Source organism: Pararcticibacter amylolyticus (assembly GCF_003130405.1).
In the GTDB taxonomy this organism is placed as follows: domain Bacteria; phylum Bacteroidota; class Bacteroidia; order Sphingobacteriales; family Sphingobacteriaceae; genus Arcticibacter; species Arcticibacter amylolyticus.
In genome coordinates this window covers 95,989-120,072 of the sequence record NZ_QEAS01000019.1, presented here as the reverse complement: position 1 = coordinate 120,072, position 24,084 = coordinate 95,989, and the positions used below count along the sequence as shown (strand labels likewise).

Here is a 24,084-nt window from a genome sequence, read left to right as displayed (position 1 = left end):
ATCGTATATTAACGGTACACTTGTAGCAAGTACCCGCGGCGGCGCAACAGATGGCGGTCATGGGAAGGTTGTTATCCGCTGGTAATTGTCCGGCTATGTTTTGACGACTTTATTGCTAAGGTACCATTTTAGCTTACGGCTTCAAATAATGATGCGCTACGCATCCGTTTTCGAAAGTTCTGGTACTTAATAATCTCAGACTCAGCAATTCATTGAGGCTTCCGGAGGGGAAAAGCGGCCGTCCATGCCCTGCAATGACCGGGTGAATGACGAAGTAAAATTCATCTATCAAGCCTGCCTTTATCAATTCGGGCAACAGACTTACACTGTCTACAGATATTTTCTTACCGGGCTGTTGTTTTAATTTCAGCAGTTCTTCTGCCGGATTGCTGCGGATAATGCGTGTTTTCGCATCTTCTGCATCGAGGGTGGTTGAGACCACAACGCGGTCAATTGCACAGAGCCGTTCTGCAAACTTGTTTTCTGCTTCTGAACCTGACTGATCTCTTGCGACATCGGTCCAGTAGGGATACATCATCTGGTACATCACGCGCCCGTAAAAGAGCAGATCAACATCATCCATCGTAGCAGTAAAATAGTTCATCAGTTCCTCACTTGGAGTAGCCATAGTATGATCGCAATAGCCGTCCAGGCTAATGTTCATGGTGAATGTTACGGTTCTCATAACCTCAAAATTAAGGCATAATTTAAAACCTGGCAGGGGGTATTCGCGACAAATGAGGGGTATTTGTGGAAAGTAAGCTTAACACGGACTTTACTTTTTTACAACATGGCCGCGCTAGCTTTGATGAAAACGAAATCAAAATGAACAAACATCTATTCAGCCAAAAAGCAGTAAGTATTGCCGTAGCGGTTTTTGTGACCTCTGCCGCGATATTTACCGCGTGTAAAAAAGACAAGAACAAGGATGAGCCTGAAACCGTGGTTCCTGCCGAGCTCGATGATTATTCGGTAAATCCCTCCCTGATCAAAACGATGCCTGGCTTTGAGGGCCTTAAGATCACAACGCTGATCAGTTCGGATGATGTATTGCCCGAATCTCCGGGTTTCATATTTGGGGCACAGCCGGATGGAGCTGGTATTCTTAAAAATACTGATGGAGAAGGGTTCATCATGATCAACAATCATGAAATACTACAGTCGGTTTCACGGGTGTATCTCGACAAGAATTTCAAGCCGGTAAAGGGGGAATATATCGTGGATTCAGAGGGTGGCATGACGCGTCTATGCTCGGCTACTATGGCTACCCCTGAAGAACATGGTTTTGCAAAACCCGTTTTTCTGACTGCGGGGGAAAGCGGTGCCGAATCTATGATCCACGCTATTGACCCGCTAGCGCCTGCCGACAAGAAGAACAACCAGAGAACGGTAGCGGCTCTTGGACGCTGGAGCGCAGAAAATGCGGTGCCACTGCCTAAGGGAAGTTTTGCAGGCAAAACCGTTATCCTGATAGGGGAAGATGAAAGTGACGGCCAGCTGGCTATGTATGTGTCGAATACACAGGGGGACCTGCAGAACGGGAAGCTGTATGTGATGAAACGCACGAATAATGACCCGGTTGAAACCAATATGACCAAAGGCCAGGTTTATGATGTTGAATTCGTGGAGCTGGATAATGTAAAAAGCAGCACTGGTGCACAGTTGCAGCAGCAGACCGTGGATAAAAAAGCCTTGATGCTTGCCCGGGTGGAAGATATTGATTACAGGAAGGGTAGTGCAGAGAACGGCCGTGAGATCTATTTTACCGCAACGGGTGTAAGCCAGGGAGATAAGCTGACTCCGGTAAGCGGCAAAACCATGTGGGGCCGCGTTTACAAACTGGTGCTGGATGCTTCAAACCCGCTCAGGGGCAAACTGGAAGTGGCGGTGGACGGCGGAGATGATCCGGGCAACAGCATTGTGAACCCTGACAATCTTTGTGTAACGGAAAATTACGTATACATTCAGGAGGATGGGGATTCTTTTTATAAAAACAACAATCACGACGGGACGATCTGGCAGTTCTCTATGGCTAACAAATCGTTAAAAGCCATGCTGCAGATGAACCACCGCCGGAATGATGCTACGTTCAACGGCAAATATAATCCTTCAAACAACTCTCAGCTGAGTTCGTGGGAATACGGCGCTATGTATGACGTGTCGAACCTGACAGGTATCCCAAATACTTTTGTAGTGAACATTCACCCCCACACCTGGACAAGTGAGAAATATAAAAATGCTGACGGGGGTGCCACGCGCCTGACGAATAACAGTGAAGGCGGACAGGTGGTCATCGTTCGCGGAGTATCTAAATAATCGAGGCCGTTTTTATAAATCCCCCTTCGGTATGGCCGCAGGGGGATTTATTGTCATTCTAATTCTGTTTCAGCATGTTTGAGCGGTACCGTATTTGTATTACATCCCTTATTCTCATCCACGTCTTTATATTTTGCATGTATTGCAAAAGCACCAGGCCTACGGCCATCGAGGTCAAGCGTTCATTCGATGAGGACCTTGCCTTGCTGCAGTCTGTCATCGACAAGAAACTGCTGCCTTCGGTGAGGCACTCAGATGAAAAAGCAGCCAAAACCGCTTTCCTGGAAGCAAGGAAGCAATATAAGACCATCGAATACTATATCGAATATTTCTTCCCGGCTACGGCGGTGATGCTGAACGGGGCACCTGTAGATGAGATTGAGCTGGGGGAAAACATGGTTGAGAACCCTACGGGATTCCAGGTGATGGAGGAGATCCTGTATTCGGATCCATCTGCTGCCGGTTATACCGATCTGCTTAATGAGGTAAAGAAGATGCAGCTCAACCTAAAGCGGATTGTCAGGTTCAATGAACAATACGAAATTACGGATGCACAGCTGTTTGACGCCATCAGACTCGAGGTATTCAGGATAACAGGGCTTGGGATTACCGGTTTTGATACCCCTTCGGCGCTGCAGTCATTACCGGAAGCGGCTGCGGCACTTAGCGGGATTGCAAAAGTGCTTGCCGCCTATGAGCAGGACGAGGTTCCGGCATCTGTCAGCAAGGCTATTGCGTACCTTGAAAGGCATACGGATTTTGATGGGTTTGACAGGCTGGAGTTTATAACAGAGTACCTGGATCCGGTCAGTTTGCACATTGATCAGGCTCGTAAGAAACATCGTATTTCTGCAACGGCGAGCGGCTCTGCCCTGCGGGATAATACAATAAGTTTATTCCAGGTGAATGCGTTCAATCTCAATAAATTTGTGAGCAACAGTACTGAATTTATCAGCCGGGAAAAAGTGGTGCTTGGGAAGGCATTATTTCACGACCCGGTTTTGTCGAACAGCCATGACAGGAGCTGTGCCAGCTGCCATCATCCATCAAAGGCCTTTTCTGACGGACTCACTAAGGCGGCGGCAGTTACTAAAGGCACGTCGCTGCTTCGGAATACGCCAACGCTTAATTACGCAGGGTTACAACGTGCTTTTTTCTATGACCTGAAAGCTGGCAGCCTGGAAGACCAGGCTCTCGACGTGGTTCATCACAAAGAGGAGATGAACGGGTCGCTGGAACAGGCTTCACGGCGCATCAATTCGGCGGGGACGTACAGAGCTTTGTTCATGGCGGCCTTTCACGACAGTCAGGGGAAAGCTGATGCCTGGCGCATACAGCATGCTCTGGCATCGTATATCCGCTCGCTGGCGCCTTTCAATTCCAGGTTTGACCTGTACATGCGCAGCGATAAAAGCAAACTTAATGCAGAAGAAAAGCGCGGGTTTAACCTGTTCATGGGTAAAGCAAAGTGTGCAACCTGCCATTTTACACCGGTTTTTAACGGAACCCCTCCCCCACTATTCAATAAAAGTGAAGCGGAGGTTTTGGGCGTTCCTGCTACTCCCGATCCCGGTATGCCCGAAATCGACCGGGATGCGGGCAGATATTCCCTGTATCATTATCCGCAATACAAACATGCTTTTAAGACACCAACCGTGAGGAACATTACGAAGACCGCCCCTTATATGCACAACGGCGTTTACCAAACATTGGAAGAAGTCCTTGATTTTTACAACAAAGGCGGAGGCTCAGGTATTGGCATTAAGACCGATAACCAAACGCTTTCCGGTGATAAACTAAATCTAACCAAGCAGGAAATGGCCGCAATTATTGCGTTTTTAGGAACATTGGAAGATCAGTAAGACCATAAATTAAGTTTTTGCATTTTACGACCACAGGTGACTTCACGGCACTATTATTTGTAGCCGTTTGTGCAAAATACCGGGCAGGTATATTCTAATTTCTGTGAGTTGCTAATTTAAAACGTAACAGGGGGTATTCGCGACAATTGAGGGGCAAATGACGGAATGAAACCGGAACTATCAGTTTGACTTCAATTCATCGATAACAGCTTTCAGTTGTTTCAGGTACTTTCCGTAGTAATATTTTGTCCAGCCGAGGATGGCGGCAACGAGCAGGAGAATGATGAAGATAACCAGCCCCAGCAACTGCATTCTGGTATCTCCGGAGAGAGATGCCAGGCTTTTCCCTTGTTTCAGAAGGTCACTGTGTATATAAATGGCCAGCCAGACCAAGCAAAAGGGCAGCAACAGGAAGCCGAAGGAGTGATAACGCTCGATGTTCAGCCTGAATTCATAGTATATTTCTGTCAGGCTATCCTTTGTATCACCGGAATAGTGCGTGATATGTGTATAAAAGTTCCGGAACCTGCTTAAATAATATGCAGAGACAATTACCAGGACACTGTACGTTGCATAGTAAAAGGGATACAGGCTGGCGTGGATATGCTGTATCTGAGGGATAAAGGCCAGAGCGATGATCGCCGCCAACTGCATGAACCACTCGTTTTTCATGTTCCGTTTCAGCTTGTCGAGGGGATGCCGGGCTTTCTTTAGCCGCTGTACGCTTTCCGGAACACTTACGTCGCTTGTATTTTCTTTATTCCAGGCTGATTTTAGTTCATCAAGATTCATGGCCGGAGTTTTTTATAATGTTCTGCAATTTTTCTTTTGTTCTGCTAAGCTTTACGCGGGCGTTCACTTCGCTTATACCGAGCTGCCCCCCTATTTCTTTGTGGGAAAGGCCTTCCATAAAATACAGGATAACCGCTTTTTCTACGGCAGTCAGTTTTTGTACTGCTTTGTAGAATACTTCCAATTGCTGATCCTTCTGATCATCGTAAGGTTCGCTTACAGGTTCTGTGATGACCTCGTAAGTGAATGTGTCACTGCGTCGTTTTTCTTTCTTAAAATAGGTGATAGCAGTGTTGACGGCTACCCGGTACATCCAGGAAGAAAATTCACTCTCTCCTTTGAAGTTCCCGTAAGACTTCCAGAGCTGGATAATAATTTCCTGATGCAGGTCTTCCCGGTCTTCGGCAGTATCCATATACATTCTTCCTACTTTATGAAGAATGCCTTTGTGGGCAGCTACCAATGTCAGAAATTGCTTTTCGCTTATGTCCACGGGTTCTTTATTTAACGGGAGTTACAGTGTAACCTTTTTATTCATTTTTATCCGGTAAGTACCGCGGCATTCCGAAACGTTACATTATGAATAAAAAATTATTTGGCCTGGGAATGTATTGCCAGATCTATTAATGCTCCCAACAATACAACTGTCACCGAAAAAGTAATCATTCCCAACACATAAGCACCAAATGCTTTAGCATAGCTAACCGGCTTTTTCTTGTTAAAAAACTGACCAATAGCCCACGAGCAATAAATAATACAAATAAAACTGGCGATTTGCATTAAATCAAAATGTGTGAGTCCCTGGACCATGGCGAAGACAGCTAAAAACAACATCCCCATTCCCATTACAAAGCACAAAAGGATCAGGATCTCATATAAATTGTAATCATATTTCCGGAAAAAGACCTTTGCCCATAGGGCTATAAAAATTCCCATCAGGATATTTGAATATCCATAATGGTCCTGCACCCATTTAAAAATTAAAGTACTGGTGCTGTGTCCTGCTCCTTCGAATTTCACATAGCCATCGTCAACATGAAAGAAATGGCTGGAAAGCGTATAGATCAGAGAGGTAATAATGATGAAGATGACAGGTTTTACGAGCCTGCTCCTGTTTTCGGTAAGAAAATGTCTTATATTATCTCCAGGCCTTATCAGCAGTTCTCTGATGGTATAAAAAATTCCCTTTTCAAAATGAAGAACGTGTTCTATTTCATGTATAATGTAATGTCCGTCAATCCTTTTAACCGTTGCAGGCTGGCCGCATTCCGGGCAATATTTTGAAGTCAATTCTATGCTGCAGTTTTTACAATTCATTGTTTTATCCCCGTACTTGTTTATTAGCCGGTAGCTATTTCAATAAGATCCCCGGGGATAAAAATAAGAAATTTTGGTACCTCTACCCTATTATCATAAACTAACTTTTCGCATTTTACCATCATAGGTGACTTCACGGGAGACTTTCCTGTCATTTCCCATGTAAACTATGGTGAACCTGCGGGTTGCTAACATCCCGGGGAACGAACCTTTGCGGGCTCCGATGGTGAGTGTTTTGCCTTTATCATCCCATTTAAACAGGATGGTGGAAAAGGCTCCTTTCTCGTAGTTGTAATTGTCGTTCTCGTCTTCGTAGAGGCTGAACTCCCCGTTGGCGCCGGGATACACCCTGATTTCGAGATGATCCCATTTCTTTTCGGTGGCGAACTGCACCTGCGGACCGGTGGGCAGGATACTTCCGGCTTTAATGTAGAGAGGAATCTCGTCTATGGTGGTCCGCTTTTCTATTTCCTGCCCCCCCGCGATCTTTTCGTTTGTCCAGAAGTCGTACCATGCAGTTCCCCGGGGAAGATACACAGTAGTGGATTTGGGTTCTGTGAAATTTACAGGGACAGCTTTGCTGCTGCTGTTGGCGTTCTTATTCCAGCCTGTTTCGGCGGTTGACTTCACGAGTGTTTCGGGGGTATATTGTGCATTCACTACAGGCGCTACTAATATGGATTTGCCAAACATATACTCGTGGTTCATGTTGATGACCTTCTTGTCGTTAAAGTCCATTACCAGCGCCCGCATCATGGTCGACTGGCTGCTGGTGATATCCCAGGCAGCGGAATAGATATAGGGCAGCAGGGAGTAACGTAAATGAATAGATTTTTCGATGGCATCATAAATGGGCTCTCCTTTTTTCCCGAACTGGTAAATTTCCCGGGGAACGTCTGTGCCATGTGAACGCATCATGGGCGTGAAGGCGGCAAACTGGAGCCAGCGGACATACAGCTCGCGGAAGGCAGGATTCTGAGGGCCGGATCCGTCATTCCAGGTCTGATTGTAGGAACCTGCAAAAAAGCCCCCGATATCGGAGTTCCAGTACGGAATGGCACTCAGGGAGAAATTCAGACCGGCAGGAATCTGGTTCCTGAGCGTTTGCCAGGAGGAGTTCACATCTCCCGACCAGGTGTTTGCACCATAGCGCTGCTGCCCGGCAAAGGCCGAGCGGGTGAGAATGAATACGCGCTTATCAGAAGAAACAGCTCTTTGATTATCGTATACCCCGCCCACTGACATGAGGGGAAACGCATTCCTTACTTTTTGGTAAGAGCCGAGATAGGTGTGCGAAGGCTTGTTATCGAAATTGTCGGGTTCGGTAGAATCCATCCACCAGGCGTCCATTCCAAGAGAAAAAATTCCTTTGTTGAGATATTTCCAGTAGATCTCCCTGGCGGCGGGATTGAAGGGATCATACACTCTTACTCCTGAGGGATAATCTTTGTTGGGCGGCCATTTTTCTACTCCCGATTCGGGCCAGGTCGAGAAATTATATAGGGCATTTATCTTTTCGAGTTCACGATACTGTTTGGTTTTAGGACCGAACGAGGCCCAGATGGAAATTGCCATGCGGGCATTCATCTGATGAATGTCGCTGATCATTTTCTTCGGATCGTAGAAATCGGGATTGAGGAATTCCATTGCATTCCACTGGTAATTGTTTCCCCAGTATTGCCAGTCCTGGATAATCCCGTCGAGCGGAACCCCCAGTTCGCGGTATTTGCGAACTACTCCTACCAGTTCATCCTGCGTTTTGTAACGCTCTTTGCTTTGCCAGAAGCCAAACGTCCACAGGGGAAACATGGGGGCCTGGCCGGTCAGGCTGCGCATGCGGGCGATGGACCCGTCAAGGCTTCCGCCGAGCATAAAATAATAGTCGATACAATCGCCGATGTCTGATTTGAAAGAGGTGTTTTCTTCTTTGTCTTCAAACAGGGTGGGCGAATAGTTATCCCAGAACAAGCCATAGCCCCTGGTGGAAACAAGGAAAGGCACAAAGTCATCGGTGTTGCCCTGAACCATGTTGATCTTTGCACCGCGGAGGGATAATTTGCCCCGCTGCTGCTGGCCGAGGCCGTATATTGCTTCATCTTTGTCGAGCCTGAAAGACTGTGTCACGGTATAGGCTTGCGATCCTGCATCATCAAAAGGGACAAAGGAAGCGCCCTCCTCTTTTTCTGCCAGCAGAGCTTGCCCAGCGGGGCTTGAGTAGGCTATTGCACCTGATTTCAAATCCACGTTAACTGTCAGACTGTTGCTTTTTAAAGAAAGAATGTCTGCCTTCCGGCTGATCGCCAGCTTTGTGGCCTGCGGCTTTTTTATGACCGACAGGCTTTCTTTTTTGAAGGTTTTCCCGGCGGGCGACTTCAGCACCCTTACCGTTGAGGGATCAAAGAACTGGATTTCAACATCTGTTGATCCGGCCTGCACCTTTGCCCCCAAAGGTGTTCTCTGGTAGTTTTGTGCCTGCGTGGTGGTTGTAAAAAATAAGATCAGTGCCAGTGTGTGTTTAAGACTTCTCATCATACTAAAGTTATTCCTGGTTTATTATTTGGTATCAGATGATATAGTATCTGTTTTGAGGGCAAATTTAAGCTGCCGGGGGCATCTGAGGTAATACAGATGTTGACTAAACTAGCACGTATGTTGATTTATTGCATGTTTAGATTGAGTAATGATGGTTGCGGGGTCCTTCCGGATCTTCTAAAAACAAAAGAAGATTTTGCGAAACCGAATCTATTTCTTCTTTATATTTACTTATAATTTCAGGTTGCGCGCAATTGCCGGAAGGATATCTTTTGTAACCTTTATACACTTTCCGGCGGGGATATAAGGAGTTATTGTATGAAAAGGGCTGAAGAAAACTTAAGACTTAAAGAGCTGGAATCGTACCACATTCTTGGTACGGCTCCGGACAAGGAATTTGACGGGATCGTCGGTCTGGTCGCCAAATACTTTGATACTCCGATCGCCCTTATTACGATTATAGGATCGGACCGGACGTGGTTTAAAGCCCGGTACGGCATGAAGGCGCGCCATAGTCCAGCTGAACATTCTTTCTGCACCAAAATGCTGGATAATCCCGCTGCTCCGCTGATTGTAACCGATGCCAGCACGGATGAACAGTTTAAAAACAATTATTGGGTAGTCAACGAGCCTCACCTGCGGTTTTTTGCCGGGGTACCTCTCCTTTCTGCGAATGGCTACCTGCTGGGTTCGTTGTGCGTTGTGGACCGGAATCCCAGGGAGGTAAACCCATACGAACTGAAGATGCTGACACTGCTGGCAGCCAGGGTAATGAACGTGATAGAAGCAAGGAAGGCCGCCCTGGAACTTAAACAGGAAAAGGACCAGATAGAACAGCAACTGGAGTATATCAGTGAACACTCTCCTGTCGCTTTATTCCAGCTCTCGCTTGATAACCAAAGAAATATTTCCTTTGATTTCCTGAGCAAAAGCCTGAGCAGTGTGCTTACCGAAATGAGCCCTGATAAGATCAGGATGGATACCGGTCATTTTTTTGAGGCTGTTCATCCGGACTACCGGCAGATTGTAGAGGAACAACTCATTGCGGCCACCGGGGAGCGGAAAAAATTTGACGCGGTGTTTCGTACAGAAAGCGGACATTGGTGCCTGGCAAGGGCCAACCCGGTGATTCAGCAGGGGCTTTCGAGCTTATGCGGAACACTGGAGGATGTTTCAAACTGGGTGGAAAGAGAAATTCAGGGACGGGAAAAACTCCGCCGGACCCGGGAGCAATATAAAAAGATGGTAGATGAAGTGGAGGATTATGTGATCCTGCTGCTTGATGCTAAAGGGAATATTCAAAACTGGAACCTGGGAGCGGAAAAGATCAAAGGTTACCGGGCCGGCGAGATCATTGGGATGAATCACGCGGTGTTTTATACGGAAGAAGACCGGAGTGCAGACAAACCTGCAGCCTTGTTAAGGATCGCCGCTGAAACGGGAAAAGCAATTGACAGCGGCTGGAGGGTGAGGAAAGATGGAAGCCGTTTTATGGCTTTTGTGGTGATCACGGCGCTGCATGATTCCGCGGGAGAAGTGATTGGTTTTTCCAAGGTGACGCGTGACATGACGAAGGAGAAAGAATATATCAACGAAATAGAAAAGCAAAACCAGTTGCTGATGGAAATTGCCTATGTTCAGTCTCATCACGTCAGAGCACCTCTTTCGCGTATCATGGGAATTCTTGACCTGATTACGGGACCGCAATTAAGCGGCGACGAAACGGCAGAACTGATGAAGGCAATGATCTATTCGTGCAAAGAACTGGATCAGCTGGTTCATCGTATATCGGATAATGCGAACGCTATTATCATCCGGGAGGGAACAAACGGAACCCGGGGTTACAGATTTCCTGTTCAAAAACAATGATCAATTTACTCAGATCTTATGGACCAGTTTACTCTCGTCATCGCAAAAATCTTTGTGGCAATAGTAGCAATTGAACACCTGTTCATTTTATGGATGGAAATGTTTGCCTGGGAAACTACCGGAAAACGCGTCTTTAAAGGGGCTTTGCCGGAGGACTTGTTTAAACCGACCAGGGGGCTGGCTGCAAACCAGGGCTTATACAATGGTTTCCTGGCTGCCGGCCTGATCTGGAGCTTTCTGATCACCGATGAGGTGTGGCAAAAGAACATCGCACTGTTTTTTCTGGGCTGCGTGATCACTGCGGGTATTTACGGCGCCCTGGTGTCTTCCCGGAAAATTTTCTTCACGCAGGCTTTACCGGCTATTATTGCCCTGATACTGGTACTCCTTTCTTGAAATTGAAACCTGACCGGGCAGAGGTTACGAATTTAGTTTGCAGGGTATGGTTGCAATTACCGAATAAATTCTTTTACCTTTATGGTGACTTTAGGGGTGTCCTTTAACGGACTGAGATAATACCCTTTGAACCTGATCCGGGTAATGCCGGCGAAGGGAAAAGTGATGGCAATGCTATTCGCGTTGTTTCTTCTTTTCTTAATACGGGGACATTCCTACAGTTAGCTTTTAAAACGCAGCAAAATGGAAGTTACCGTTAATCAGCAAAATTATATTGTCCCGGATGACTGCACTGTGCGCATGCTGCTCAGTGATGTCCTGCAGCGGCCTTTACAGGGACTGGCTGTTGCTATAGGCGAAGCCATTGTTCCTAAAAGCCAGTGGGAAGGCCTGCTTCTGAACCCCGGCGACAATATTATTATCATTAAAGCTACCCAGGGAGGATAAACTACACGAAATAGCGCCATTATGAAAACTGAAAAAATTCCGTCAGAACAGGTTATTACGACCACGCCGTTCCCGGCATCACGCAAAATTTATGCTGAGGGGCAATTGCATCCGATCCGTGTTGCCATGCGCGAAATAGCGCTCGGCGATACTAAACTGCATGGCCGCTTCGGCGAAACCGAGCCGAACGTGCCTGTTACCGTTTACGATACCAGCGGACCTTATACTGACCCGGACGTTGAGATAGACGTCAGGAAAGGTCTGCCAAGGCTGCGTGAAAGCTGGATACTGGAACGCGGCGATGTTGACAGGCTTGACCTGATATCATCTGATTACGGCCGCAGACGCCTGGCTGACACCGGCCTGGATGATTTACGGTTTGCTTACAGGAGTGCGCCTTTGCGCGCCAGGGCAGGTATGAATGTATCGCAATTGCATTATGCTAAGAAAGGCATAATCACTCCTGAAATGGAGTACATTGCCATCCGGGAAAACCAGCGCATAGATTTACTGAAAGAACAGCTGAACGGCCAGTACGAGGCACTTGGCCGGCAGCATGCCGGTCAAAACTTCGGCGCCAATACTCCGAAGGGATTTATTACTGCTGAGTTCGTGCGCCAGGAAGTAGCGGCGGGCCGCGCCGTCATCCCGTCGAATATCAACCACCCGGAGAGTGAACCGATGATCATCGGGCGCAATTTCCTGGTAAAGATCAATGCGAACATTGGCAATTCGGCGGTCACCTCCAGCATTGAAGAAGAGGTGGAAAAAGCTGTCTGGGCCTGCCGGTGGGGGGCTGATACTATTATGGACCTGTCTACCGGTAAAAACATACACGAGACAAGGGAATGGATCATCCGCAATTCGCCGGTACCAATTGGTACCGTGCCAATTTACCAGGCATTGGAAAAAGTGAATGGCAAGGCGGAAGACCTGACATGGGAACTTTTCAGGGACACCCTGATTGAGCAGGCAGAACAGGGGGTAGACTATTTCACCATCCATGCCGGGGTACTGCTGCGCTACATTCCCTTAACGGCAAAACGGATGACCGGTATCGTATCTCGCGGAGGGTCCATTATGGCCAAATGGTGCCTGGCCCATCACCGGGAGAACTTTTTGTATACCCACTTCGAAGAGATCTGTGAAATTATGAAGGCTTACGATGTAGCCTTCTCCCTGGGCGACGGCCTGCGTCCGGGCAGTATTGCCGACGCTAATGATGCAGCGCAGTTTGCAGAACTGGAAACCCTGGGTGAGCTTACTAAAATTGCCTGGAAGCATGATGTGCAAACGATCATCGAGGGTCCCGGTCATGTCCCCATGCACCTGATCAAAGAAAACATGGACAAGCAGCTGAAGCATTGCGCGGAAGCGCCTTTCTATACTTTAGGCCCTCTTACTACCGACATCGCCCCGGGATACGACCATATTACATCGGCTATCGGAGCCGCTATGATCGGGTGGTTTGGTACCGCCATGCTGTGCTACGTTACCCCTAAAGAACACCTGGGGCTGCCTAATAAGAAAGACGTGAAGGATGGTGTGATCACCTACAAAATCGCAGCCCATGCTGCAGATCTGGCGAAAGGCCATCCGGGGGCTCAATACCGGGACAATGCCTTAAGCAAAGCCCGCTTTGAATTCAGGTGGGAAGACCAGTTTAACCTGGCGCTCGATCCGGATACTGCGCGCGAGTTTCATGACGAAACCCTGCCGGCCGACGGGGCGAAGGTAGCGCACTTCTGCTCGATGTGCGGGCCAAACTTCTGCTCCATGAAAATCACGCAGGATGTGCGCGACTATGCCAAAGAGAATGGGCTGGACGGGCAAGAGGCACTGGAGAGGGGAATGGAAGCGAAATCGAAAGAGTTTGCGGAGAAAGGGAGCGAATTATACCTGTGACAGATGCAGCTGATCGTGATTTCGAATCCGGAGGGCTTTAGCGGTGAAGCGGCAGTCATTAACCACCTGTTCGGGGCTGGAATGTTACGTTTTCATCTACGTAAGCCGGGAAGCAGCGCCGGTGAGTTTGGTGCATTACTCGACCGCATCGACCCTGCTTTTTACCCCCGCATCGCTCTGCATCAGCACCACGGGCTGGCACAGACTTACGGCATTAACCGGCTGCATTATACGGAAGAGGCGCGCAGGCAGGCTTCTGCAAACGTAATTGAATCTAAAGTTCAACGGGGATACCTGCTGAGCACATCGGTGCACGAGGTACAGCATCTTTCTTCACCGGGTCCTTTTGAGTATGTTTTTTTCGGGCCGGTGTTCAACAGTATATCAAAGCCGGGTTACAGAAGTGCTGTTAAGCCCGGCTTCAGGATCAAGCCTGCACCGGGAAGGCCACTGGTTATCGCTTTGGGCGGCATAGAAGCCGGGCATTTGCCCGCGATAAAAGAAATGGGATTTGGCGGAGCTGCGGTGCTGGGCACTGTCTGGCAGCAACCGGAAAAAGCCATAGAAATTTTCACACTCCTACAGGCAAATATGCCTGTACAACAAGATCTCTTATGATTGACAAACTTCACTATATCTCTCAGGCGGCGGCGGATGGTTCGCACCTTACGGCGATAAAAAATGCGCTGGCAGCCGGCTGCAAATGGATACAGCTGCGGGTAAAGGATGAACCGGAATCCAGTATCCTGGCTTATGCTGCTGAGGCTGCTTCCCTGTGTAAAGTCTTCGGGGCGAAGCTTATTATTAACGATTATCCTGAGATCGCGCTGAAAGCCGGTGCCGACGGGGTACACCTGGGACTGGATGACATGCCCGTAAGGGAGGCCAGGGCTATTGCAGGAACCCGGCTGATCATCGGCGGCACAGCCAACACTTTTGCTCACGTGCTTCAGCGGGCGGCTGAAGGGGCTGACTATATTGGCCTGGGGCCTTACCGCTTTACTACCACTAAAAAGCGGCTGAGCCCTGTTTTGGGTATTGAGGGATACCAATCGGTTATGCAGCAGGCACGCCAATCGGGCATTGGTTTGCCGGTGATCGCCATTGGCGGAATAGAGGTTGATGATGTTCCCCTCATTATGAAAACGGGCGTTTATGGGATAGCTGTTTCGGGCGCTATTACTCACGCCGCAGACCGTCTGCAGACGGTGAAGCGCATGTATGATTTAATTTTCTGAAATATGTTACAGATAGCAGATACTACCTTTCATTCCCGGCTGTTCACGGGGACCGGCAAATTCAGCTCATCCGCCATAATGGAAGACGCGCTTTTGGCTTCGGGTTCTGAGCTGGTTACCGTGGCCCTCAAACGGGTGGATATGAAGAACCATGACACTGATGACATTTTAACTCATCTCAATCACCCGCATATCCGTTTGCTGCCTAATACGTCGGGGGTACGCAATGCGCGCGAAGCTGTGTTTGCAGCTCAGCTGGCCCGCGAAGCACTCGAAACAAACTGGATTAAGCTGGAAATACATCCGGATCCGAAATACCTGATGCCCGACCCGCTTGAGACGCTGAAAGCGACGGAAGAGCTGGCCCGCATGGGCTTTATTGTGCTGCCCTACATTCATGCTGATCCGGTATTGTGCAAACGTCTTGAAGATGCAGGCACCGCAGCGGTGATGCCCCTGGGTTCGCCTATAGGAAGCAACAAGGGGCTGAAGACAATTGATTTCCTGGAGATCATCATTGACCAGAGCCGGGTGCCGGTGATCATTGATGCAGGCATTGGTTCGCCTTCTGATGCTGCCAAAGCGATGGAGATTGGCGCTGATGCGGTTTTGGTGAATACAGCCATAGCAGTATCCGGAAAGCCGGCACAAATGGCAGCGGCCTTCAAACTGGCCGTTGAAGCCGGAAGGATGGCTTATGAAGCACGGTTGGGCATGAAAGTTTCACATGCGGTTGCCAGCAGCCCGCTAACATCTTTCCTGGATGAGTAATTTCACCGATGTTTTCAAAGCTTACAACTGGAATGAAACCAGATTAAGCATTTACAATAAAACGGGGGATGACGTTTTGAAAGCTCTGTCGGCAAGCAAGCGAACTCTTGAGGACTTCAAAGCGCTGGTGTCGCCCGCCGCCGCGCCTTACCTGGAACAGATGGCTCAGCTGAGTCAGCAGTTAACGCGAAAACGATTCGGAAATGTGATCCAGATGTATGTACCGCTCTATTTATCTAACGAGTGCAACAATATCTGTACATACTGCGGCTTCAGCTACGATAATGACATGAGACGCAGAACTCTTTCTCCCATAGAAATCATGCAGGAAGTGGCTGTTATTAAACAGATGGGATATGACCATGTACTGCTGGTAACCGGCGAAGCGAATCAAACCGTCCATGTCGGCTATTTCAGGAAGGTGCTCGGACTGCTCCGTCCTCATTTTTCGCACATCTCTATGGAAGTACAGCCGCTCGGCACAGAAGACTACGCTGAGTTAATCGGGCATGGCCTGAATACGGTGCTTGTTTACCAGGAAACTTACCATGAGGATGACTACCGGAAACATCATCCTAAAGGCAAAAAATCTAACTTCCGTTACCGCCTGGAGACTCCAGACAGGCTGGGTATGGCTGGCATACATAAAATGGGGTTAGGGGTTCTTATCGGGCTGGAAGACTGGCGCACGGATTCGTTCTTCACTGCTCTCCACCTGGATTACCTGGAAAAGAGGTACTGGCAGAGCAGATACAGCCTTTCTTTCCCGCGCTTGCGCCCTTTCAGCGGGGGGCTGGAACCTAAGGTGGAAATGAATGACCGCGAACTGGTGCAGCTGATCTGTGCTTACCGGATTTTTAACGAGGAGGCAGAATTGTCGGTCTCTACCCGTGAGTCGCCTGAGTTCCGAAACAACATTATCCGGCTGGGTGTTACCACCATGAGTGCCGGATCGAAAACCAACCCGGGGGGCTACTCCGTTGAACCGGCGTCGTTAGAGCAGTTTGAAATATCTGATGAACGCAGTCCGGAAGAAATTGCAGGTGTGATCCGGGCACAGGGTTATGAGCCGGTGTGGAAAGACTGGGATAATTGTTTAACCAATTGAGCAGATCCTGATGTTTGAAACAGAAGAACTGAAACGTTACAGCCGTCAGCTTATCCTCCGGGAACTGGGAATGGAGGGGCAGCAAAAGCTGAAGAAGGCCAGGGTACTGATGGTGGGCGCCGGCGGACTGGGATGCCCGGTCCTGCAGTACCTTGTGGCTGCGGGGGCAGGTGCAGTAGGTATTGCTGACGATGACATGGTGGATATCAGCAACCTGCACCGCCAGATATTATATACTGTACACGATACCGGAATCAATAAATCGCTGGCGGCCAAAGAAAAGCTCGGATTGCTTAATCCCTGGGGGGAAATCAAGTCCTTCCCCGAACGCCTGACTGAACACAACATCCACGACATCATCCGGCAATATGACGTGGTGATAGACGGATCGGACAACTTCCCTACCCGTTATCTTGTTAATGACGCCTGTGTGGCTTTGAACAAACCACTGGTTTTCGGTTCTGTGTTCAGGTTCGAAGGCCAGGTTTCGGTGTTTAATTACCAGGGCGGGCCTGATTACCGGGACTTATACCCGGAAGCGCCGGATCCGGGCGAAGTACCTAATTGTGCAGAGACCGGGGTTATTGGAGTACTGCCGGGAATGGTGGGCACATTTATGGCCAATGAAGCCATTAAAGTGATTTGCGGTATGGGAGAAGTATTATCCGGAAAATTGTTAACCATTGATGCGCTTGACTGCGGGGTGAGGGTATTCAAATTTGCCAAAACAAAACGGGAGGAGCTGCCGTCGAAGCAGGAGGAGCCGGTGTGCAGCATTGCCGCCAGCCAGGAGATTGATGCGGTGCAGCTGGCGATCTGGCTGGGGAGCAGTGAGGATGAGGTTACCCTGGTGGATGTGCGGGAATCTTACGAATTTGAAGAGTATAATATCGGAGGCATCAACATTCCTCTTTACGAGCTTGCCGCCCGGTACGAAAGTATACCGGAAAGCAAAAAGCTGGTATTCTGCTGTCAGACCGGGCAGCGCAGCAAAATGGCGGTCAAGATGCTCAAACCTCTCCTGAATGCTGAGTTATACAACCTGAAAGGAGGCATTTATGCATAGGAAACCAGCTGAAATCTTCAAATAAAAAAAAACAAGTATTTATACGGGGTGTTTATCCAGGTATATATCACATTTCTACAGATATAGTTTTATAGATTTTGTTCCCCGCACTTCCTGCGGGGATTTTTTCTTTAATATCCAAACTATTACCTGTAACACGAAGCTGGGTCTTTACCGTACAGGCTTTTAAATTGACGAATATGATACGCTATATGATAATGACGGCTGCAGTGCTTGCTCTCAGCAGCTGCAAAACAAAGCAGGAATACTCCCAGCTGATCAGGGATTGTCCGGAAGAAAAGATCATAAACAAAATGCCGGGCGTGGGTAAAAAGGAACAGCCTGACTCCTATTTTATCTATAAAGGAGAGAGGCATGAGATTAGTGAGTTTGATCCTGCGTGGGTTAAAGAGCACTGCCACGTAAAGGAAACGGTTGTATACTAAAATTTTCTTTATTTACCACCGATGCCGGCAAACGGCTATTCAGAAAAAGTAAAGGGCCCTTTGAAAGGCCCTTCATTTTTAATCATTAAAGAAAAATAAGATTTAGAGAGGTTGATTTTATCTTTACATGCCGAAGAGCTCCTGCAGCTTTTTGTCAAGAGCTTCACCACGCAGGTATTTTGCAATAATTTTTCCGCTGGGATCGATCAGGAAATTCATCGGGATGGCTTTTATTTCGTAAAGAACACCTGCCTCATTCTCCCAGCCTTTGAGATCGCTGACCTGAGTCCAGGTAAGTTTATCATCGCCGATCGCTTTAAGCCATTTGGCTTTGTCGGCCGGCTTATCTAATGAGACTCCCAATATTTCGAATTTGCCGGTGGGCTTGTATTTTTCATACGCTTTTACCAGGTTGGGATTTTCGCGCCTGCATGGTGCGCACCAGGATGCCCAGAAGTCCAGTAAAACATATTTACCCCTGAAGTCAGACAGCTTAACCGGCTTGCCGTTGACATCGGGCTGCGTAAAATCGGCTGCCTCTACTCCCTCCTGCGTCTTTTTCATTTTAGCAATCCTCTCAGCTACCTGTTTCCCTAAACCGGTGTTCCTCATGCTTTCGCTCATTGCCAAAAATTCTTTCTCCTTTGCAACGGCGTCGAAATCGTCGGGCGGAATGGTTGAGTTAAAGGCCATCAACGCCATATAACTATCCGGATTCTTCTTTACATAATCCATCTTGGCTGCGATGATGTCATCATGTATCTGAGCAGCGCGGTCATCAAGTGTTTTTATGTATTCCCGATCCTGCTTTTTCTCCTCCGGCTGATCTTTGTACTCTTTTTCAAGCACCTTATACCTGTCGTAAATAGGCATGAGCATTGCGTCTACCCGTTTGCTTTCAAGATTAAGCGGGGAGACTACTGTCGCATTTGCAGCTGAATCTTTCGAACTGATAGTTATTGTTGTATTGTTAAGTAAAAAGGGCAGTACATCATATTTGACTCCTTTTTTGGGGTCATCAGGTGTATCGTCGTGCTTTAACCTGATATGCGCCTCCATCGGGTAGGGCACAGAACCTTTAAAAGAAAAGCGGCCCTTATTGAGGTAAACAGAGTCTTCATAAAGCTTTCCGTCGATCCTCTTTCTTAAAAAAGCCTTTGCCGGCTTATCAATTTTACCAATGGTACCGGTAATGGTGTAGCTTTCCTGTGCCGAAACAAAGGCTGGAAGCGCGGCGCAAAGCGCCAGTATGATTCTATTTTTCATATTATTTTTTTGATTTGCCCGTCCTGTTCAGCAGGCTGTCGTAGAGTTTCTTGTTTCTAAGTATGTCTATAGCCGTGAGATAACTCTTATTGGCGGCGTTGCGGACCGGCAGAATAAAATCGCTCCCGTTATAAATCGACGATGCAATCTCCGCTTTAAGCTCGATACCTATCGCTTCGTATGCCGCGGTGTTGGATGCCGCCGGCATTTCTACATGGTGCTTTACTGCAAGGGCCGTGATATCGTCATACATCCGCTGAGAAATATGGAAGTGTCCAAGAAAATCGTTGAATTGCGGATAATTCTTCAATATGTCAGCCCGGTTATTCTGTACATAATCAAATGCCACCCTCGTCATAATGCCCGACAACATAAGTCGCGACATCCAGTTGCTGTACATGTTGGTGTCTATGGGTACGAACTTATCGGGCATAATACCCCCCCCACCGTATACAGGCCTTTTGGTTTCAAGTGTGAAGACCTTCAGGGAATCTGCAAATTTTACGTGTCCTTCTTCTGTAAGCTCGCGGGATGCCATACGCCGTTGGAAATCGTCAAAATATTCTGAGTTCCCTTTCGTGTAGGGCCTTTGGATAGACCGGCCTGAAGGAGTATAATACCGGGCGCCGGTGAGCTGCATCACAGAACCGTCTGATAGCGGAACGGGCTTTTGCATCAAGCCCTTGCCGAAGCTTCTGCGGCCCACTATAACAGCTCTGTCCCAATCCTGCAGGGCACCGGTGGTTATTTCCGCAGCAGAGGCGGTCGATTCGTCGATTAGCACCACCATTTCTCCCTTGTAGAACTGGCCGAAGCCACCTGTGTAATAGTAGTCTTTCCCCCCGATATTGGGCACGGAATAGAAAACCATTTTCTCTTTTGGTAAAAATTCGTCTACCACGCCGATGGCCGACTGAACGTATCCGCCCCCGTTGCTCTGCAGGTCGAGGATTAACTTCTTCATGCCCTGGCCGATAAGCGATTTCAATGCGGCGTCCATCTCCCGGCGCGTTGACTCGCCGAAGACCGATAATGAGATGTATCCGATCTCTTTGTCGACCATATAGGCGGCCTTTATGCTCTTGTCGAGGATCCGTGCCCGGGTAAGCTTAAAGTTCAGAGGTTGCGTGAGGCCTCTTCTTTCCACTTCGAGCGCTACGGTGGAACCCGATGGTCCCCGAAGCATCTTCATCACATCCTGATTTTTGAGGTTCACACCATAGATCGGTTTGCCATCCACCTTCGTAATGCGGTCGCCCGTCTGCAGTCCGGATTTCATGGCAGGCCCGTCATTGGTGACGCCGGTAACGAACGTACTGTCGTTCATCATGGCAAAGGATATACCAATGCCCGTGAAGCTGCCGGTCATACTTTGCTGCATCGCTTCTGCTTCTTCACGGCTGGTGTAACGGGAGTGCGGATCGAGGCTTGAAATCATCGCCCTGATGGCTTCATCAACAAGATGCTCTTCGTTCACCTGGTCAACGTAATTTTCCCGGATGAGCTTCAATGCTTCTTCCAGTTTATATTTCGGGTTCATCTGGGCCTGGGAGCTTGAACCGAGCGCCAGCAGAGCTCCGCAAACGAGTATTCTATATCTTCTTCGAATCACGATACTTATTTTTGATTTTTGATCAGGTCAACGGCAATGCTCAGCTCGTCGAGTAATTTACTGGGGCTACCGGAGTAACCTTCTGATGTATATTTAATAATGCCGTTCTGCACGATGATCTTACGCGGGATTGCAGAAGATTTAAACAAAGGCACCATACTTCTAAAGACAACATTCTGCTCGCCATTGGTGCTGTTTACAGCATCATGCAGGAGATTAAACCGGAACCCCGACTCTCTTACATAATTAACAGATTTGGTTTTGTAATCTCCATTCTGCATGGTCCCGATGAAATAGACCAGTACATCCGGGTCTTTCGCATATTTATCCACCACGAGCTGCATTCCGGGGAAGGCCATAATGCAGGGCCGGCACCAGGTTGCCCAAAAATCGATGATCACGATCTTGTCTTTCCAGTCGGCTGATTTTACGATCTTACCATCCGCATCTTCCAGTTCGAAGCTCTTATAAGGAAAGTTCACCAAACCTTCTTTTACATGAGCTACCAGTTCCCTGTTCTCTTCGCCCGAGCGCAGGGAATTAAAATATTGTTCGTACCCTGATGCGTCGTTATTGTTACCGGCCAGGTATATCTCCTTTAATTTGGTCATCATTCGCGGCGTAAGGGCGTTTTCCTTCGCACTCATTTCAAGCAAAGGAAGGATTGATTTGGTATCGACCAGGTTTTCGAGCACGTTCAGATGGATCTCATTCAGATCGGCATTGCTGTACCGGCCTTCTTCCGAGAGATGTTTAAAGCTTTCTGCGGCTCGTTTATAATTCCTGGTCTTGTTCTGAAGAAAGATGAGGGTAAACAGACGGTCGTCCAGCTGTTTGTATGCATTGCTGCGGGCCGCTTCCGCCGAATTGAAATCTTCGGAGTATGAGCCATCGTCCTTTAGTTTTAGCAGATACGGTATAGTGGCTTCAGCCAGGGAAAGCAGCGTATCTGCTGCATTTCCCTTTTTCAGTTCATCGAGCATTTGGCCACGGGTAAGATTCCAGCGCCATACCTCATTGCCCGACCGGAAATCCATTTGCTTGAAAAGCTCAACAAACTTATCGTACTGCCGGGACTCAAAATAACTGCTGCCAAGATTCCTGTACAGTTCATAATACATGAAACCCTTTCCGTCGCGCTTTTTCCGCCATTCGGATACCGGGTAAGCTTTCAGGAATTCTTCGTAAGAAGCTTCCCTGACTTTAGCATCCGGTGAATTTTTCTTAATCCTGCTGAAAGCAACAAACCTGGCTTCAGAGCCCCCCGGATAGTTGCGAAGGATCCGGTTGGCAATATCATCTGCCAGTTGCTCATCCTTGAGGTTATATGCAGCAAGGCGACTGAGTTTTGCGAGTTGCTGCTCTCCTGTTCCGGGCTTTTCAAGAAGAGCTTTAATAACCTGCGTTCCCAGAATTTTTGCCTTTGCGTCACCCAGCACTTTTTTCTTTATGTTGAGGTAAAAAAACAGGTAATCCCCGATACTGGATCCTTTGATCTTCTTTTCCTGCTCCAGTAACTGATCGGCGCGGCTCAACTGGTCATCGAGGTCTTTCCCGAAATAGCCGTATATATTGTTGGCTGCCTGCAAGGGCTGAAACAACTGTGCTTCTCCCACTGCATTGCCCGGGATACTTTTTCCTGTCTTATCCTTGACAGCGGCGTAAAACCCTTTAAAATTATTATTGTCTGTGGCCTCGGGGTTATCCAGGGGACCCTGATAAAATTTGAACGCCACAAAGCGCGCGTCGCCCGGGATGGCATAAGAGGCATTCCAGGTACCGTTGATGCCCTTGAGGTTTAACGTATCCACACGCCAGCTCTCGTTGTCGAACACATATACCGCTGCTTTTACAGCATCGCTGTATTCAAGGTCACTGCCCTTTGCATCGTAGCTAAGGGAGACCGAACTCCCCTGGGTAATCTTCCCGGAAGTAAAGTTTAACCTGGATTTTAACTGCTGTCCGTAAGTGCTTACGGACAGCAGGAATAACATTGCTGTTATTTTGAATGTACTCATTATCTAAAAGTGTTTATTTATCTTGGATTCTGGCCAATTTCAGGGTTGAGCTTCAGAATGGCATCGTTGATCGGGTAAACAAACCGATTGCTTCCCGGAGACAGGGTGTAAGTCTGCCCGTTAAATACCCTTACTACATCTTTGGCAAATGCAGGATCCAGGCTCAGACGCCTCTGATCAAACCACCTTAAGCCGGTACCCATCAGCTCGCGGCGGCGCTCTTTGATGACTTCACCAAGCAGGTCGGAAGATGAGGTTAATGCCAGCGGGGTGTAATCGGCGGTTTTGAAACGTTTAGACCGCAAGCGGTTCAGCAACTCGTTTACTTTATCAGCGTTTCCGATGCGTGCGTAATATTCGGCCATCGTGAGGATCATTTCAGGAACAGATAAACCAACGTATCTCCCTTCAAATGTGACGTTATGTTTGCTGTAGCGGCGCCCTCCTACACTTGCATCCTCCCTTGTGAACATGCTGTATCTAAGGTCCCTTGTATCAAAAAGAGCGAGCAACTCATCATTTAATTTGGCTTCGAAGAAGCCTGCAACCGTTTTAGAGAGGATCGTTTCCGGATCTGCCAGCTTTCTGGGATACAAGCTCGCATTGGTAGAATAAGTCTCCAGGTTATTCAGCGTACTCTGGATCGCCAGTGCTTTACCCGCATTTTCCGCCGCCTTTTCAAAGTCCCGGGTAATGAGGTATGTTCTTGCCAGCAGCGCATATGCCGCAGCTTTAGATGGTTTGGTGTTAAAGGCAGGCGTTTCCGGCAATGCCTCTATCGCATTATTTGCATCTTTGATGATCTGGTCATATACAGCCTTTAACTTTGCCCTCTTTAGATCCTGGAACAGACCGGGAGCAAGCAGTAAAGGAACACCGTCTTTACTTTCGGCTGTAGCCGGGTCATAAATGGGTGCGTATTGATTTACCAGAGAAAGATAGGCAGCTGCACGCTGAACGAGAGCCTCTGCTGAGATCGATTTCTTTTCAGCATCAGTGCCATTCCTGCTGTCCATTACTCCATCAATAACATCATTGCTTACATAGATCTGCTTGTACAAATTGTTCCATCCTAAATCCTGCTGCGTTTCCGCATAATAGGTTTCAGCCCAGACGTAAGCAT

General features: G+C 48.1%; 21 protein-coding genes and 1 riboswitch. Of the genes, 12 read left to right on the top strand and 9 right to left on the bottom strand.

Annotated elements, in window-relative coordinates:
- Nucleotides 1-133 precede the first annotated feature (133 nt).
- A complete protein-coding gene (locus DDR33_RS20035; RefSeq protein ID WP_109417582.1) occupies nt 134-685 on the bottom strand; it encodes a dihydrofolate reductase family protein in 552 nt (183 codons plus the stop codon).
- Nucleotides 686-825: 140 nt separating this feature from the next.
- Here DDR33_RS20035 and DDR33_RS20030 point away from each other — a divergent pair, with 140 nt between their 5' ends.
- Both DDR33_RS20030 and DDR33_RS20025 read left to right on the top strand, forming a co-directional pair.
- On the top strand, nt 826-2,316 hold the full coding sequence (locus DDR33_RS20030) for a PhoX family protein (RefSeq protein WP_109417581.1): 1,491 nt from the start codon (nt 826-828) through the stop codon (nt 2,314-2,316).
- Nucleotides 2,317-2,453: 137 nt separating this feature from the next.
- Nucleotides 2,454-4,178: a cytochrome c peroxidase gene (locus DDR33_RS20025; RefSeq protein ID WP_158280815.1), complete on the top strand. Its 1,725-nt coding sequence runs from the start codon at nt 2,454-2,456 to the stop codon at nt 4,176-4,178.
- Between the two features lie 180 nt (nt 4,179-4,358).
- Here the strand turns inward: DDR33_RS20025 and DDR33_RS20020 are convergent, their stop codons facing one another.
- From DDR33_RS20020 to DDR33_RS20005, 4 genes are all read right to left on the bottom strand, one after another.
- A complete protein-coding gene (locus DDR33_RS20020) occupies nt 4,359-4,970 on the bottom strand; it encodes a hypothetical protein (protein ID WP_109417579.1) in 612 nt (203 codons plus the stop codon).
- Complete coding sequence (locus tag DDR33_RS20015; RefSeq protein WP_109417578.1) at nt 4,960-5,463, bottom strand: RNA polymerase sigma factor; 504 nt, start codon at nt 5,461-5,463, stop codon at nt 4,960-4,962. Before DDR33_RS20015 ends, DDR33_RS20020 begins: the two co-directional genes overlap by 11 nt.
- Before the next feature lie 98 nt (nt 5,464-5,561).
- The gene (locus DDR33_RS20010) at nt 5,562-6,287 is read right to left on the bottom strand and encodes a DUF3667 domain-containing protein (protein WP_109417577.1); all 726 of its coding nucleotides are present in this window, start codon (nt 6,285-6,287) and stop codon (nt 5,562-5,564) included.
- A 93-nt stretch (nt 6,288-6,380) separates the two neighbouring features.
- Nucleotides 6,381-8,819: a glycoside hydrolase family 31 protein gene (locus DDR33_RS20005; protein ID WP_202913798.1), complete on the bottom strand. Its 2,439-nt coding sequence runs from the start codon at nt 8,817-8,819 to the stop codon at nt 6,381-6,383.
- A gap of 318 nt (nt 8,820-9,137) precedes the next feature.
- Here DDR33_RS20005 and DDR33_RS20000 point away from each other — a divergent pair, with 318 nt between their 5' ends.
- The 10 genes from DDR33_RS20000 to DDR33_RS19955 all read left to right on the top strand — a co-directional run bounded on the left by DDR33_RS20000 (nt 9,138) and on the right by DDR33_RS19955 (nt 18,065).
- A complete protein-coding gene (locus DDR33_RS20000) occupies nt 9,138-10,688 on the top strand; it encodes a PAS domain S-box protein (protein WP_109417576.1) in 1,551 nt (516 codons plus the stop codon).
- Between the two features lie 18 nt (nt 10,689-10,706).
- Nucleotides 10,707-11,084, top strand: a complete 378-nt coding sequence (locus DDR33_RS19995; RefSeq protein ID WP_109417575.1) for a DUF1304 domain-containing protein — start codon at nt 10,707-10,709, stop codon at nt 11,082-11,084.
- Nucleotides 11,085-11,166: 82 nt separating this feature from the next.
- A riboswitch (TPP riboswitch) is annotated at nt 11,167-11,260 on the top strand.
- A gap of 67 nt (nt 11,261-11,327) precedes the next feature.
- Nucleotides 11,328-11,531 carry a sulfur carrier protein ThiS gene (gene thiS, locus DDR33_RS19990; RefSeq protein WP_109417574.1) on the top strand — a complete coding sequence of 68 codons (204 nt, stop codon included), beginning with the start codon at nt 11,328-11,330 and terminating at the stop codon, nt 11,529-11,531.
- Between the two features lie 21 nt (nt 11,532-11,552).
- Complete coding sequence (thiC, locus tag DDR33_RS19985) at nt 11,553-13,436, top strand: phosphomethylpyrimidine synthase ThiC (RefSeq protein ID WP_109417573.1); 1,884 nt, start codon at nt 11,553-11,555, stop codon at nt 13,434-13,436.
- A gap of 3 nt (nt 13,437-13,439) precedes the next feature.
- Nucleotides 13,440-14,054 (top strand): thiamine phosphate synthase, encoded by a 615-nt coding sequence (locus tag DDR33_RS19980; protein ID WP_109417572.1) that lies wholly within the window; start codon nt 13,440-13,442, stop codon nt 14,052-14,054.
- On the top strand, nt 14,051-14,674 hold the full coding sequence (locus tag DDR33_RS19975; protein WP_109417571.1) for a thiamine phosphate synthase: 624 nt from the start codon (nt 14,051-14,053) through the stop codon (nt 14,672-14,674). Before DDR33_RS19980 ends, DDR33_RS19975 begins: the two co-directional genes overlap by 4 nt.
- A gap of 3 nt (nt 14,675-14,677) precedes the next feature.
- A complete protein-coding gene (locus DDR33_RS19970; RefSeq protein ID WP_109417570.1) occupies nt 14,678-15,445 on the top strand; it encodes a thiazole synthase in 768 nt (255 codons plus the stop codon).
- Nucleotides 15,438-16,553: a 2-iminoacetate synthase ThiH gene (gene thiH / locus DDR33_RS19965; protein ID WP_109417569.1), complete on the top strand. Its 1,116-nt coding sequence runs from the start codon at nt 15,438-15,440 to the stop codon at nt 16,551-16,553. The genes DDR33_RS19970 and thiH overlap by 8 nt, the downstream gene beginning before the upstream one ends.
- 10 nt (nt 16,554-16,563) lie before the next feature.
- Nucleotides 16,564-17,619, top strand: a complete 1,056-nt coding sequence (gene moeB / locus DDR33_RS19960) for a HesA/MoeB/ThiF family protein (protein ID WP_109417568.1) — start codon at nt 16,564-16,566, stop codon at nt 17,617-17,619.
- Nucleotides 17,620-17,819: 200 nt separating this feature from the next.
- The gene (locus DDR33_RS19955; protein WP_109417567.1) at nt 17,820-18,065 is read left to right on the top strand and encodes a hypothetical protein; all 246 of its coding nucleotides are present in this window, start codon (nt 17,820-17,822) and stop codon (nt 18,063-18,065) included.
- 123 nt (nt 18,066-18,188) lie between these two features.
- Here DDR33_RS19955 and DDR33_RS19950 read toward each other — a convergent pair whose 3' ends face one another.
- From DDR33_RS19950 to DDR33_RS19935, 4 genes are all read right to left on the bottom strand, one after another.
- A complete protein-coding gene (locus DDR33_RS19950; protein WP_109417566.1) occupies nt 18,189-19,331 on the bottom strand; it encodes a TlpA disulfide reductase family protein in 1,143 nt (380 codons plus the stop codon).
- A 1-nt stretch (nt 19,332) separates the two neighbouring features.
- Nucleotides 19,333-20,943 (bottom strand): S41 family peptidase, encoded by a 1,611-nt coding sequence (locus DDR33_RS19945; RefSeq protein ID WP_146198815.1) that lies wholly within the window; start codon nt 20,941-20,943, stop codon nt 19,333-19,335.
- Nucleotides 20,944-20,948: 5 nt separating this feature from the next.
- Nucleotides 20,949-22,961, bottom strand: a complete 2,013-nt coding sequence (locus tag DDR33_RS19940) for a TlpA family protein disulfide reductase (RefSeq protein ID WP_109417564.1) — start codon at nt 22,959-22,961, stop codon at nt 20,949-20,951.
- A 17-nt stretch (nt 22,962-22,978) separates the two neighbouring features.
- Nucleotides 22,979-24,084, bottom strand: a 1,106-nt coding sequence (locus tag DDR33_RS19935; RefSeq protein ID WP_158280814.1) for a RagB/SusD family nutrient uptake outer membrane protein, incomplete at its 5' end; no start/stop codon positions are given.